Below are 14,952 nucleotides of genomic sequence, written 5' to 3'. Positions count from 1 at the left end.
GTGGACGCTCGACCCGGCCCGACATCAAGCTTGGTATCTGCGGCGAACATGGTGGCGACCCCGCATCTATCTCGTTCTGCGAGAGCGTTGGACTGGATTATGTGTCCTGTTCGCCGTTCCGCGTGCCGATCGCCCGGTTGGCTGCAGCGCAGTCAGCGCTGAAGCATAAGTCTTCCGGCTAATCGGTCCGGCTTGAAACTCAGACCTTGTTCGGGACGGTGCGTTGAGCGGATTTCCATCATTGGGCGACTTGCGTCAGGGCGGCAAGCGTCTGCTTGCGCGCGTTCTGACCAGGATCGAAACTCATGCGCAAGATGTTGAGACTGCAGCGTTTCTGGATCAGGCCTGCTCGGATGCGAAGGGGATCGTGCTGGGCTTGACGGGGCCTCCCGGCGTGGGGAAATCGAGCCTGACCGACAGTTTGATCAAGGCTTATCGTGAGCAGGACAAAACCGTCGCCGTTCTTGCCATCGATCCGTCTTCGGCGGTAACAGGCGGCGCTCTGTTGGGCGACCGGACAAGGCTGAAGACGGACCCCTTGGACGATGCGGTTTTCGTGCGTTCCATGGCCGCGCGGGATCGCCTTGGGGGCCTGTCGGATCATGCCGTCGCTGCGATCGCGGTGCTACGCGCTGTCTGCGATCAGGTGATTGTCGAGACGGTCGGCATCGGGCAATCGGAAAGTGATCTGAAGCAGGTCGCCGACACGGTTCTGCTGTGTATTCAACCAGGTTCCGGTGACAGTCTTCAGTTCATGAAGGCGGGCATCATGGAACTGCCGGATCTTGTCGCCGTGACGAAGGCTGACATGGGCGTGCTGGCACGGCGGGCAGCGTCAGATGTGGCCGGGGCGCTCTCTTTGAGTTCCGGCGGCAACACGGCCTGGACTGTTCCGGTCACAGAAGTCTCCGCGCAGACAGGCGCCGGAATTCCCGAGCTCCTTGGCAAGGCTGCCGAGCATCATGCCTATCTGGTTCAGGCGGGGCTCAACGCCAGGCGGCGGCGGCAGCACGTGGCCTGGTTCAGGGACATGGTGCGTTCCGAATTCGGCGTTTCGGGTCTGGAACTTGCGGAAAGGCGGTTGGAGGCGGACTGGTTTTCACTTGCCCTGAGCGAACCCTTTGCAAGTTTTGCGTCCTTTGCCGCAGAGGTCAGGCAGCGCCTTGCCTGAACAGCTGATCGGATCAGATCAGGCCGTGCTGCCGCCGGCCTTGAACCCGAGACCTTCCACAAATTCGCTGGCGCTAACCGCATGAAAATCATCGAGGAACTGGCTCAACGCCTTGCTGTTGAGCGGCTTTGAGATGAAATAGCCCTGCATGCGATGGCAGTCATGTTCCTGAAGGAAGCGGATCTGGTCGATGGTCTCGATCCCTTCCGCGACGATGGTCATTCCAAGCGCCTTGCCGAGTTGGATGATCGACACGAGAATGGCTTCTGCCTCCGGATTGCCGTTCATGTCGGAAACGAAATCCCGATCGATTTTGAGCGTGTCGAAGGGAAAACGGCGCAGGTAACTCAGGCTGGAATAGCCGGAGCCGAAATCGTCGAGGGCCACTTTCACGCCGAGGCTCTTCAACCTGCGGAGCGCATTCAGCACGGAATCGTCCCTACCGGCGAAAACACTCTCGGTCACCTCGATTTCCAGGCGCTGCGGCGGCAGGTCATTGGCGGCAAGAATGGCCATGACTTTTTCGACAAAGCGCGGATGCCTGAACTGGTTCGGTGACACGTTGACGGAGACGACGACGCCCGGCCAGTCGTGTGCGCGTGCACAGGCCTTGTTCAAGACCCAGATGCCGAGGTCGTTGATAAGGCCGGTTTCCTCTGCAATCGGGATGAACTGGGACGGGGGCACGACCGTGCCATCTTCCTTGGTCCACCTTGCCAGGGCTTCAACAGAGACGATCTTTTTGGCGTCGGTATCGGACTGTGGCTGGTAAGCGAGATCGAGTTCGTCATTCTTGAGAGCAAGGCGGAGCTCGCGGGACATCTTGTCTTTCGACTGGACGTGTTGCTCCATGGTTGGGCGGAAAAAGGACCGTCTGTTTCGTCCGTTAGCCTTGGCATCGTAAAGCGCAATGTCTGCCTTACGCAGCAACTCATCCGGGCTGTCGCCGTCCTTGGGCGCGACCGCTGCCCCCATCGACAGGCTGGCAAAAAGCTCCCGGCGGCCGATCTTGATCGGTCTGGAAATCTCGTCCTGAATCTGGTCGAGAATGTACTCCAGCCATTCGTCATTCTCGCAATTCCTGAGGACCATCACGAATTCGTCGCCGCTGATGCGGGAAACGATGCCGTCGACCGGGATGACTTGCTTCAATCTGTTGGCGACGGCAACGATGACCTGGTCGCCCGCAGAATGGCCGAGGGTGTCGTTGATGTCCTTGAAGTGGTCGAGGTCAACATAGACAACGGCGGTGTTTGTTCCGTTTTGCGCGCTCTCCTCCAGAATATCAGTCAGGAGCGCCTGAAAGCTGGATCTGTTCGGGAGCCCGGACAGTGCATCGTGACGCGCTGCATGCACCGCCTTGGCTTCACTCCGGGCGAGGCGCTTGGTCATTTGCCGCGTGAATACGGTTACCGCCATGACGACGGCGGCGATTACAAACGCGGCAACCGCGAGAAACGGGTTGATGCGCTGTAGCATCTGCGTGCCCGGCTGGCTGGCCTGCCAGGCGATCACGCCAATGTCTTTGCCCCTTGGGGAGTCGAGCTGAAACGTGCCGACGCCGTTCCTGTCTGCCTGGCCCTCGGCCAGAACGAACCCTTCCAGCCGGGACATGTTGGAGATGTTATCCAGTTTCTGACCCCGTAGCGGTATCAAACTGACCAGAACTGCAGGTGGACGGCGCTCTGCGATGACCGATTGAATGCGCGGAACAACAGCAGCGGCAGTGAAAAGATACGGTTCACCGGACAGCGAAAGCATGCCGCTTTCTGCTATCGAAAGATGTGTTTCACCGCCTGGCGGCATGAAACTGTAGAGGCCCGACGGGGTCTTGTGAAACGAGGTTATGTAGCGCGCGCGCACTTTGGCAATGGCGGGGGCAAGTTCTTCAATGAGGCTATCGGACATCCACCTGGTGTTTTTGTCGTGAGAATAGACCGACAACACGTTGAAGTCCGGACCCATCAGAACCGAACGCGTGAAGCCGTGGTTCTGCGACAGCCAGCTCATCATATTATTGGAAATCCAACCCTCGTCCGGGGCCGCCGCATTGACCTCGCGGTAGGCCTCATCCCAGATGACCACACCGGTCTGCTGCTTGACGATATAGTTCTGGGTGAGCTGCAAGGCTCCGGCGACAAGCTTTTGCTGGGAGTCCTCGGCTGTTTCGTCGGAAAGTCGGGCCGACCAGTGCATCAGTCCGATGATGCTGAAGACAGAGGTCAGCACCACGATCAGCATCGGAAAAATGATCGCGTTGGCGATATGACCGCCGGAGTTTTTGATCGATTTGTTCATGCACGCGCCCAGGTTATGTGGGCAGAGTATTGTCGATCCGAGTTAATGAATGCTTCCAAGATCTTAGTAAAATATTTGTAAAATTGTATTTACTCAGATTTTCGCCCGCCAAGCCAAGAAAAACCTGGAGTTTTTCATTTGTTTTGACTGTGTTGAAAATCGATTTTTAGTTTCAAATCAGTTGAAGGCCGCGCAGACTGACATTGTTCCTTAGACCGATAATCACGTGATCATGGACTTCAATGCCGAGCGGGGCTGCGACTTCGATGATCTTTTTGGTCATCTGAATGTCGGCGCGCGAGGGCGTAGGGTCACCGGACGGATGGTTGTGAACAAGGATCAGGGCGGTTGCAGAGTGTTCCAGGGCCCGCCGGATCACCTCACGCGGATAGACCGGTGTGTGGTCCACGGTTCCGGTCTGCTGAACCTCGTCGGCGATCAGGCCGTTCTTCCGGTCCAAAAACAGAATGCGGAACTGTTCAACGGTGGACAGTTCCATCGAAGCCTGCAGGTAGTCGATCACCTTCGACCAGGAATCGAGCAGGCGCCGTTCGTTCAGTTCAGCCCGGTGGTAACGCGCTATGGACGCATGAACGGCCTTCAGTGTGTCGACGCTGACATCCGACAACCCGTCGATTTCCTTCAGCCGTTCACGCGGTGCCGCCAAAACGGCCGAAAAGGATCCGAAGCGCTGAAGCAACGCTTTTGCGATCGGCTTGGTATCCCGGCGGGGCAGGGCGGCAAACAACAGAAATTCCAGAAGCTCATAATCTGCGAGACTGTCCTCGCCGGATTTGCGGAACCTTTCCCGCAATCTCTGACGGTGCCCCTTGTGATCACCTGTTGCGGTGGCCGAGGCGGGAAGATCCGCGTCTGGATTTTTCATCGGGCTCAAGTTGACCTAGTCGTTCGGCCGCCCGGGCTTGTGAATGCCGTTCGGTGATGTCGTGAAGATCTGGCACCCGTCAGGCGTTATGCCGACGGAATGCTCAAACTGTGCGGACAGCGACCGGTCCCGCGTCACAGCCGTCCAGCCGTCGCTCAGCACCTTCACGTGCGGACGACCGAGATTGACCATGGGTTCGATGGTGAAAATCATGCCCGGTTTCAATTCAACACCTTCACCCGGCCGGCCGTAGTGAAGAATGTTGGGCGTGTCGTGAAACAGAAGACCGAGGCCGTGTCCGCAAAAGTCGCGGACAACCGAACAGCGCTGCGCTTCGACATAAGACTGAATGGCCGCGCCGATGTCGCCGGTGGTGTTGCCGGGCTTTGCAGCCTCTACGCCGCGCATCAGGGATTCGTAAGTCACATCAATCAGGCGTTCGGACGCACGCTTGAGCTGGCCAACCGGGTACATGCGGCTGGAATCGCCATGCCAGCCGTCCAGGATGAACGTGACGTCGATGTTGACAATGTCACCTTCACGGAGCGCCTTGTTGTTCGGGATGCCGTGGCAAACAACATGGTTGATCGACGTGCAGCAAGACTTTGTGTAACCGCGATAATTCAGCGTGGCGGGAAGCGCTTTGTTGTCCATCCCGTACTGGTAGACGAATTCGTCGATTTCCTGCGTTGTCGTGCCCGGTTTGACGAGAGCTGCCAGCTCGTCGAGGCAGGCTGCCGTCAACTGGCCGGCACGCATCATGCCTTCAAAGTCGTCCTGGCCGTAAAGCCGGATCTGACCGGTGTTTTTCAGGGGCGCTTCTGTGGCGTCTATGTAACTGACCATGGGGTACCGTGTCTCGTAACTTGCGCGGTGCCTTCATTCTTCAAGTTCGGCGCGAGGCGCCGGGCACGCTTATCCGTGTCACTGTGTCTTGTTCACATACCGCTGCTCGGCGCTGATTTCCAGTTCCCGCTGCAGCAAAATACGGCTGCCGTGGAAACTTTTCGCCCATTTCGCCAAAAGCGCCTACAGCCGCTTGCGAAAATCTGACAGGCCGGATAGGTGAAAAGAACCTGCGGGCGTGGTGGAACTGGTAGACACAAGGGACTTAAAATCCCTCGGCCCTAGGCTGTACGGGTTCGAGTCCCGTCGCCCGCACCAGATCATTGTATTTTGTAATTTGTATCTTGGTTGTGAGATCGCAAACAACGTAAAGTTGTCAGATCTTGATCATGCGGGAAAGTTATGAGACGGTCATATTCAGTCTCCACAGCATTGCGACATGGTTGGAACAAATCATTGAAAAGGAAACATTGCATTTTTTTCCTAGCCATTTTTGGCCGCTGTGGGTAGTATTCTGGCAATCGCAGTCAGCGTCGGAACGTTTCCTGAAGCAGCTATTTTACTACGTTTTGGCACCGGATTTGCGACGATCTTGGCTTTCCTGTGCTTCTTTCCTGGTCCTTGCAGTTTTCTATTGTCAATACTTTATCGCTTCTTCTTTCGGTATGATGAAAAGATCGAAAAAAATCCAATATTTTTCTTAGTTTGGGAAGAATACAAAGAATTATAAGTTAGTGTATTATTCAGTTACATACTCAGAGTGAATATTTTGTGTCTGGGTCACACGCTCTCCCATGCCGAGTGAAGTTAGATATATGGCAAGAGGCTAAAAGTACGGATACGCGTTTCGTTCTGTTTACTGACTGAATTTGTGCGAGTTTCTGTGCGACTCTGTGCGATTTTGGTTTCGGATGGCAACAGATTTTCCTGGAAAGCTTCTAAAAATCAGATGCTTATGATCTATTTTTTTGTTGGCCAGTTTCGTTTATCAGACTTAAAATTCCTCGGCCCTAGGCTGTACGGGTTCGAGTCCCGTCGCCCGCACAATTCTGTGTCGCTATCGTCAGCTGCCTGCTTGAGTGCCCGTTGTTAAGTCATCAAGTGACACACTTATCTTGTTGAGACTTAAGAGGGCATGGCCTAGTTACTGAGGCACTCTGACAAGGCTCTGGAATGGCGGCCGAAAATCGATGAACAGATCTGTTGCGAACAAGGCGGCCATCGTCTCACTCGATGACGTTTCGAAAGCCTTTGCGAATGGAACCGTCGCGCTGGACGATCTGCGGCTCGAGATTGCCGAAGGGGAGTTTCTGTCGCTCCTCGGGCCGTCCGGATGCGGGAAGTCAACAGCGCTGCGCATCATCGCGGGGCTTGCCGAGCCGACCGGTGGCAGGGTGGACTGGCCGCAGGAAAGGCCGGGTCAGCGGGAACATGACCTGAGCTTTGTTTTCCAGGAACCAACGCTGATGCCCTGGGCGTCCGTGTTCGAAAACGTCCGGCTTCCACTCAAGCTCAGTCGCGTACCAAAGACGGAAGCGCGGGACCGCATTTTCGACGCATTGGAGATGGTTGGGCTCGGTCAGTTTTCCGATAGTTACCCGCGCGAGCTTTCAGGCGGCATGAAAATGAGGGTCTCCATTGCCCGAGCGCTGGTGACCCGACCCAAGGTGCTGCTGATGGATGAGCCCTTTGCAGCGCTGGATGAAATCACCCGTTTCAAGCTGAACAACGACCTTATCAGTCTGTGGCAAAGCTTCGGCCTGACGGTGGTGTTCGTGACGCATTCCGTGTTTGAATCTGTCTTTCTTTCCCAAAGGGTTGCGGTCATGAGCTCACGGCCGGGGCGTGTGGTCGATGAGATCGCAATCGATGCGTCGCACGTCCGCGACGAGGCGTTTCGAACGTCTTCGGAATATGCAGCTCTTTGCAGGAAAGTTTCTTCTGCGCTTCATGAAGCAATGGCGGCAGAGCGGGTCGCCTGAGGGACCCATCCGGAAGCTGCGAAATCTGCCTGTCAGCGGCGCGACAAACGGATACTTGGGGGAGAGTGCAGGGCCCTCAAATGGTTAATGCCCGAAACCCAATTGAGGCAATTTTGCCGCATTTCCGTCACAAAGCGACAGGTTGTTCTGCGTCATAATTGTTAATTTCCACAGAGGTTACGTTAACGGTTGTTGCTGAGAAGCAGATTCAACTTCATTATTCTGGCGATTACGTAGGGCAGTTAGCTGACTCTCTTATGTTTTTTTTGTTAAAAGCAAAGTAAATTCTTGGCGATTTGGCCGTCGGGAAAAACTAAATCAATTGATAACGGTAAAATATCAGAGATTTCATTAGATTATACAGAAATGTATCTAAATACATCAGCTAGATACGGAAAGGGAAATTTACCTATTTCGCCTTTATCGAGCTATAGATTTTACCTATACGGCCAATAGGGACCCTTCTGCGGGTTTTGCTTTGGTAATTTTGCCGATGACATACATCGGACATACATTGAATACTCTGTGAGCTTGTCGTTTGGCTGGTCCAGGGCAAATTGAACGCTCAAATACTCGTTCTGCTCCTGAATTTCGAAATAGTTCAGCGAAAATTTCAAAGAATTTTCCGAGCATATTACCAAATTAAGAATTAATAGGCTCAAGGATCGAAAAGCATCTGCTTTAAGCTTTATGTCTACTTGGTACTTACTCTGAGATTGTTTTCGTTCCCAGTTTTCCTCTCGCTCTTGCTTGAATTCTTCACTCAAATTTTCGAGTGCGCGTTTACCTTTTCTAAAGTTAATGAAACATGGGCTTTTGAATAAGGTGAAAAGAATGTAAATGTTTGCATAACGAATTTAGAAAAATGCCCACAAAAGTGCCGAGTGTTTAGACATGAATGAGATTGTACGGATTGCCCAAGCCAACATCTCCAATGGCGGAAGCGATGGAACTGACGGTGGACCACTGGTCCTGAATCAACCGGCGGCGTTGAGAACGGTTGAGGTTGTGCGGCAACCCGATCAGCTCGTCGACTTCAGGCAAATTCTCAACGAAGATATTTCGTTTATCCGCATTGGCGGCGATCTCCAGATGATCTTCACCGATGGTGGAACGATCATTGTGAAGGGCTTCTTTGACGGCGACGGTGGGTCTCAGGTGGCACTGGTGGGCGACACCGAGACACTCTCCCTCGATGATTTCACCTCGATTGCAAACCTTCAGGTTTCCGACGAAATCCAGACAGCTGCGGGCGAAACGACCAACCTTGCGACGGAATTGGGCGATGGTCCGTCTGGTGGTGGTCAAACCTTCGAAGACGTTGTCATCAACGACCTGGGACCTGGCCTCGGCATCAATGATCTCCTGATCGGAGGCCCTCCCGGCATTCGGAGCCTCGCATCTGACGATCAGGCGGACCCGATTGTCGATACCGTGCCGGTCTTTTTCGGTGGACCCATTGTTGTTGATTTTGACGAAGCCAATCTTGGAAACGGCACTGAACCGCTTCCAGGCCAGCCGCTGGTCGCCGAAGACTCGTTGGAACTGGATTTTGGTGACAATGCAGGGCCACTGTCGCAAATAAGCTTGGAGTTTGTCGAAAGCAGCCTGCCAACCGGGCTCACGTCAGACGGCGAGCCGCTGACGTTAAGTGTTTTTGACGTACCTCCGGTGAGACCGGAATCGGACCCGGATAGCCAAAAGGGTCAAATCCTGATCGCGACGAAGCCGGACGGTGAAATCATATTCACCGTTGAACTGAAGATTACCGGGTCGGAGCGAAACTTCGGCGGCGAGTACGAAATCAAGCTCTTTGGAAATCTTGATCACGTCGGAGACGGGCTCGGCGAGATCCTGCCGCTGGTCTTTGAAATCATCGCGACGGATGGCGACGGCGATTCCGCCACCAACACGATCACGGCGAACGTGACGGACGACGTGCCGGAGTTTTCCGCTGCGCCTGAGCCCGGTGCTGTCGATGAAGACGACCTTCTCGAAGAGGAAGGCAGAGGTGAGGATGAGGTCGAGCGCTTCGTAACCGACATTACCGACGAAGAAGGCAACGGCGAGGGTGGTGAGGAGACCGAAGAATACGATCTCCCTCCCGGTTTTGCTGCTGGTGAACTGAATATTGTCTGGGGCGCGGACGATTCGGATAAAGACGAAAATTCTGAAGTCCAGGCCGATGACTTTGATGTCGAAGTTGAATTCGATTCAGACGGCAATCCGCGTTTCGTGCAGGATACGCCTGGTGGAACCGGCGACAGGTCAGTTGTTTTCGGCGTTCTCGCGCCGGAAGAACCCACAGAAGTCCCTGAAGGCGAAGAGGAAACCGGCGGCGAAACAACGGGTGAAGAAGGGCCTTTCGATACGGTTCTGAACCTGCTTGCAGTTGACACCGCACAGTCCAGCATTCCGGACTTCATCAACATCACCTACACGGATGAGGGCGGCGAGAAGACGCTGACGGAGCTCTACTCGCGCGGCGAACTTGTCACGTTTGAGCTCAATGCAGATGGCACTGAACTGACTGCATCTGCCGGCGATCGTGAAGTCTTCAGAGTGACTTTGTCCGATGAAGAAACCGGCGGCTACATTTTCGAACTGATCGATACGCTCGACCACCCGATTCCGGGAGATGCCGAAGAAGATCTCAACTTCGAATTCAGCTTCATTGCGACCGATGGCGATGGCGACCAGATCGCCAACACGTTCCAGGTGGCCGTCAATGACGACACGCCCGAGATCATCGAGACGGAAGACGGCACCGTTGAGGAAGAACAGCGCCAGGTTGTGGGAGACGGGATCGACGGGACCCGCGGCGAAGGTGACGACGACCGGTTCTTCAACCGCGACATCACAACCCACCGCGCCGAAGGCAGCCTTGGCATCGACTTTGGCGCCGATGATGGCGACGCACGCACCATTGATTTCGGCGGTTTGCCCATTGGCGAAACTCTTGAACTAACCGAGATCGAGTCAATCCTGTCGGCGAGCAACGCTGAGGGTTCCATCCCGCTGAGCGAGCTCACGTCGCGCGGGGAAAACATCTCCTACATCATTCTTGAAGGCGAAGAAGGCCCGGTTCTGATCGCTTACACCGGCGAAACTGCGCCTGACCGCATTCCGACCAGGATCTTCCAGGCCCGAAACGACAATGTCGTCTTCACGGTCGAGTTGCTCGACGAAAAAGGCCGTTTAGACGAGGGAGACGGAACTTACGAGTTCGTTCTCTACGACACGCTCGATCACCCGGGCGAAATTCAGGGCGAAGAGACGCTCACGCTGAACATCGGCTTTGTTGCAACCGATGGCGACAAGGACCCGGTCGAAGGCGACTTCAACGTCAATATCATTGACGACAGTCCAATTGCCATCGGTCCTTTCTTCGCACGGACGGTGGAAGAAGAGCAGCTCACACCATTCGGCAATGAGGACACCGATGCCGCGTCCCGGTTTGGTGACCGTGACACTCCGTTCCGTGACCGTACGACGGATGAAGTTTCCGCTACATTGAACATTTTTTGGGGCGGTGACGATTCCAACACGGTTGAAAACGGTGGTTATGACGGCACGCAGGAAGCCGGGGACCGTTCGGTTGTCTTTGCAACCGGAACCGGCTCTGAACGGACACTGTCGCCGGGAGAGGTTGGTAACATTCTCTGGGCGTCCGTCGGAATTCAGAACCTCACATCCGGCGGCGAGGCGCTTGTATACACGCTGTCGGCCAATGGCACGACGCTTGTTGCGACCACCAGCAGTGGCGATCCGGTCTTCACGGTTTCGCTTTCAGATGTGACCGAGGCCGGCAGCTACCACTTCCTGCTTGAGGGACCGCTTGATCATCCGATTGCCGGTGAAGGCACGGACGGCGAAGACACGATCGCGCTGGCTTTCCGCTTCACCGCCCGCGACGGCGACGGCGACGCCAGCAATGCCTGGTTCCAGGTCAACGTGACCGATGACAGCCCGGTTGTCGGTGACGCGGAAGACGGCGTTGTCGAAGAAGAACAATGGGAAGTTGTCGGCTGGGGCAACGAGGATTTCGGCCCTGAAGCAGACGAAGACCATCCCGTTCGCCGTGGCCGCGATGATTACAACGAAACCACTCACGTTGCGCGCGGCGACCTCGATATCTCTTGGGGTGCCGATAATGCCGACGATACGGTAGGCGCCGACAGGGCGACGACCGGCAACCGCTCGGTGAGTTTCGGCGATGACCCGGATGACATTCCTGTTGGGACACGTCTCACGGATGAACAGGTCAACGACCTTATCGAGGTCAACGATGGCGCTCTTAACGCATCCGACCTGACGTCGCGCGGCGACGACGTCTCCTTCATCATTGTGCAAGGGTCTCAGGGTCCGGTTCTGCTGGCCTATACCGGCAATTCCGCGCCTTCACGCGCGCCCCGGTGGCTGGGCGAAGCGCTGGCCAACGACATTGTTTTCCAGGTTTCCCTGTCCGACGATGACAGCGGGTCCTACAGTTTCGTTCTCTTCAACACGCTCGATCATCCGACAACAGGTAGCGGTTTTGAGGGCGAAGATACGCTGAACCTCACGTTCGACTACCATGCGACGGACAGTGACGGTGACTTCGCCTCGGGCGATTTCAACGTCGGCATCATCGATGACGCACCGATTGCACTCGGCGCCCGTCGTGCGCGCACGGTCGAGGAAGAGGATCTTCGCGGCGGCAACGACGACCGCTATCCGCTCGATATCGATTACGAAGCCTTCCTTGACGGTGAGCCGCTGACCGAGAGGGTTGGCGATGACCTTCGTATCTTGTGGGGCGCTGACGACACCAACGGCGGTAGAGACGGCTTCCGCGCCGGACTGCCGGTGCAGGATGACCCGACAACGGAAGGCGATCGTTCTGTTATCTTCTCTGAGTGGTCCGGTAACGGTAATGTGCCGCTAGAGACCGTGTCCCAGTTCCTTGAAATCAGGGACGCAAACGGTGCAGAAGTTGATCTCGATAAGCTGACTTCACGGGGGGACTCCGTCTATTTCGAACTGTCGAACGACGGCACGATCCTTCTGGCGCTGGCAACTGATGAGAATGGCGACGAGCGCTCCGTCTTCCGGGTCGGATTGTCCGATGACCGTGACGGTTCCTACGAATTTATCCTCGACGACACGCTTGATCATCCGATCCAGGGCACGTCTCCGTTCGAAGAAGATCCGCTGTCGCTGATCTTCACCTACACAGCGCGTGACGGTGACGGCGACTATGCCAAAAACGACTTTGTCGTCCGGGTGATGGATGACAGCCCGATCATCGGGCCAGCGGATGTCCATGCATTCGGAACACCGGTTACGAGCGTTTACGAGGCGGAAGACATTCCGGACGGTGGCCTCAGAATTCCGGAAGGCCGGGGCTCGAGAGGTGTCACGACATCATCGCTTGAAGTGCCAGAAGGCGGATCGATCCTCGACCTCGATGTCGTGATGTCCTTCTCTCACACGTTCCTGTCGGATCTCGACATCACCCTGATCGCCCCGGATGGAACGCGTATCTTGCTCATTTCGCAGGAAGGCCGTTTCCGCGATGCCGACGGGTCTCCGATCGAGCTCGATGACGAGGCCAGTCGGTCGTTTGATCAGGCGCCCGCTCCATTCGGCGGCGTCTGGAAACCGTCCGAGCAGGCCCTTTCCAATCTCGACGGGTTGGACCAGGCCGGCACATGGACGCTCGAATTTGAAGACTTTGAATTCCTTGATACTGGATTCCTATTCTCTTGGAGCCTGGAAATCCAGACCGGTGTTGCCGCGGTCGTCGATGAAGACGACCTGTCGACACAAAACGGAGACCTTGTCGACGGCATTGGCGATACCACCCAAAACGGTGACGACGATGTCATCACCAATCAGCGCCTTGAAAACCTCTATGGCGACGGCGACCCGACAGTCGTTTTCGGCAACCTCGGCATCGCGTGGGGTGCCGACAACGCCAACGACAACGTAAACGGTGGTGCGACGTTTGAAGACGGTGACCGCGCTGTCGCATTTGTCGACACGACCGACGCACAAGATGGCACAATTGACCTGCTGCTCGCTCAAGGTTTCTCCTCAGGCGGCACGCTTCTCCACTACGAGATCACCGAAAACGGTACGCTTCTGACCGCGCGTGCGGGTCAAGGTGGCGAGACTGTCTTTACAGTTACTTTGTTCGACACCCACTCAGGCTGGTTCAAGTTCGACCTTCAGGGCAACCTCGACCATCCGGAAGGCGCCGATGAGAACAACCTGATCATCGACTTCCTTTACCAGGCGATCGACAGCGACGGTGACACTGCACAGGTGACCTTCTCGATCGGTGTTGATGATGACGTGCCTGTTATTGGAGCCAGCGAGGATCAGACTGTTGATGAGGATGATCTTCCTGTTCTGGGCAACAATGACGAGTTGGCGGGCGACGACCTTGCGGCGGATGGTTCGCCGGTCAAGACGGGTAATCTTGCGATTTCCTGGGGTTCTGACTCAGCCGACAGTGACGATGACACGGGCAGTGAGGCCGGTCTTGGGGACAGGTCTGTCTACTTTACGGATCTGCTCAGCGCTGTTTCCAATGTCACGGTGACGGACAGTGCGGATAATACGCTTGATCTGTCCAACGGTGAGCTTCAGTCGAATGGCGAGGAGGTCAAGTTCCACCTTCTGGACAATGGCCAGACGCTTGTGGGCTATGTGGGTACGAATGCTCCGGCGGCGATTGACGTTGATAGCGTTGTGTTCTCGGTCGAGCTTTCCGACGACGGCACGGGTTCCTACACGTTCACGCTTCGTCAGAATCTGGATCATCCTTACCAGGATTCCGACTTCAACAATGACGGCTCTCCGGAGACGGCCTTCGAAGACGATCTGACCTTCAGCTTCGACTTCACGGCGCAGGACTCTGACGGTGACAAGGACACGTCCGGTTCCTTCGAGGTGACGGTTGACGACGATATGCCGACGACAACCGGAGCGACGGGCAGCGTTGACGAGACGCAGCTGGACATGGCGACTGGTGATTTGGAGCGTGGTGAGGAACTGACGCTCACCTCGATTGGCAGCCTGAGCGATCCGTCGACAGCAGTGTTCCGGATCATCAATCCGAGCGATGATGCGGTTGAATACAGCTATCGCATTGCGGGCGACAGTACGGTCTACAGTGGTGTTGCAGCTGCGGGACTGAGCTTCTTCTCGGTTCCGGTGAACCCGACGGGTGCGACAACCGTCATCCTGTCTTATGATGTTGAGGGGACGACAAGATCCACCACCAAGGCCGCTGACAACAATCCTGGCCAGGCCGACGGTGATGCGGTCGTGCCGGTGGGCGGCACGACGGGAACGATCGAGTTCTCGCTCGGCGCGGATGACCAGCCGCTTGAAGATGCGCTTGTGTTTGATCCGAGCGGTCTGACGGGACTTCAGACGACGGCCGGTTCCAACATCACGGTGACCTTCGTTGACGCGAGTGCCTGGCCGCTTGTTGAGGGCCGCGACGAAAACGGCGATCTTGCGTTTGAGCTGTTCGTTCGCCCGAACGGCAGCTGGTCGTTCACGCAGCAGCAGGCGCTTGCGCATGGCGATGCCTCCGATCCGGACGATCCGATCGAGCTCGACTTCGTCTACACGATCACCGATACGGACGGGGACAGCGTCTCCGACAGCATCGAAATCACGGTCTACGACGATGGCCCTGTTATTGGAGCCAGCGAGGATCAGACTGTTGATGAGGATGATCTTCCTGTTCTGGGCAACAATGACGAGTTGGC

At 55.9% G+C, this 14,952-nt stretch carries 7 protein-coding genes and 1 tRNA gene; 5 read left to right on the top strand and 3 right to left on the bottom strand.

Translation table 11 applies throughout. From position 1 onward, the window contains the following. On the top strand, positions 1-182 hold a 182-nt coding region (locus RBB47_RS30735; RefSeq protein WP_305989755.1), incomplete at its 5' end, for a putative PEP-binding protein. Between the two features lie 41 nt (positions 183-223). Then, positions 224-1,171, top strand: coding sequence for an ArgK/MeaB family GTPase (locus RBB47_RS30730; RefSeq protein WP_305989754.1), 948 nt, complete (start codon positions 224-226; stop codon positions 1,169-1,171). An 18-nt stretch (positions 1,172-1,189) separates the two neighbouring features. Here RBB47_RS30730 and RBB47_RS30725 read toward each other — a convergent pair whose 3' ends face one another. The 3 genes from RBB47_RS30725 to map form a co-directional block, all read right to left on the bottom strand. Further along, entirely contained in the window at positions 1,190-3,469 is a 2,280-nt protein-coding gene (locus RBB47_RS30725) for a bifunctional diguanylate cyclase/phosphodiesterase (protein ID WP_305989753.1), read from the bottom strand. Between the two features lie 172 nt (positions 3,470-3,641). Beyond that, positions 3,642-4,355, bottom strand: coding sequence for a DNA repair protein RadC (radC, locus tag RBB47_RS30720; RefSeq protein ID WP_305989752.1), 714 nt, complete (start codon positions 4,353-4,355; stop codon positions 3,642-3,644). 15 nt (positions 4,356-4,370) lie between these two features. Then, entirely contained in the window at positions 4,371-5,201 is an 831-nt protein-coding gene (gene map, locus RBB47_RS30715; RefSeq protein ID WP_305989751.1) for a type I methionyl aminopeptidase, read from the bottom strand. Positions 5,202-5,433: 232 nt separating this feature from the next. On the opposite strand from map, the gene RBB47_RS30710 reads away from it, so the two are divergent. The 3 genes from RBB47_RS30710 to RBB47_RS30700 form a co-directional block, all read left to right on the top strand. Then, a tRNA-Leu gene (locus RBB47_RS30710) sits at positions 5,434-5,519 on the top strand. An 872-nt stretch (positions 5,520-6,391) separates the two neighbouring features. Next, a complete protein-coding gene (locus RBB47_RS30705) occupies positions 6,392-7,183 on the top strand; it encodes an ABC transporter ATP-binding protein (protein ID WP_305989750.1) in 792 nt (263 codons plus the stop codon). Positions 7,184-8,077: 894 nt separating this feature from the next. Next, the coding region (locus RBB47_RS30700) for a DUF5801 repeats-in-toxin domain-containing protein (protein WP_305989749.1) at positions 8,078-14,952 on the top strand (6,875 nt) is incomplete at its 3' end.

Source organism: Roseibium sp. MMSF_3544, assembly GCF_030732845.1.
Lineage (GTDB): Bacteria > Pseudomonadota > Alphaproteobacteria > Rhizobiales > Stappiaceae > Roseibium.
Note: the sequence above shows the minus strand (reverse complement) of the source record. Positions and strands in the feature narration are given on the sequence as shown.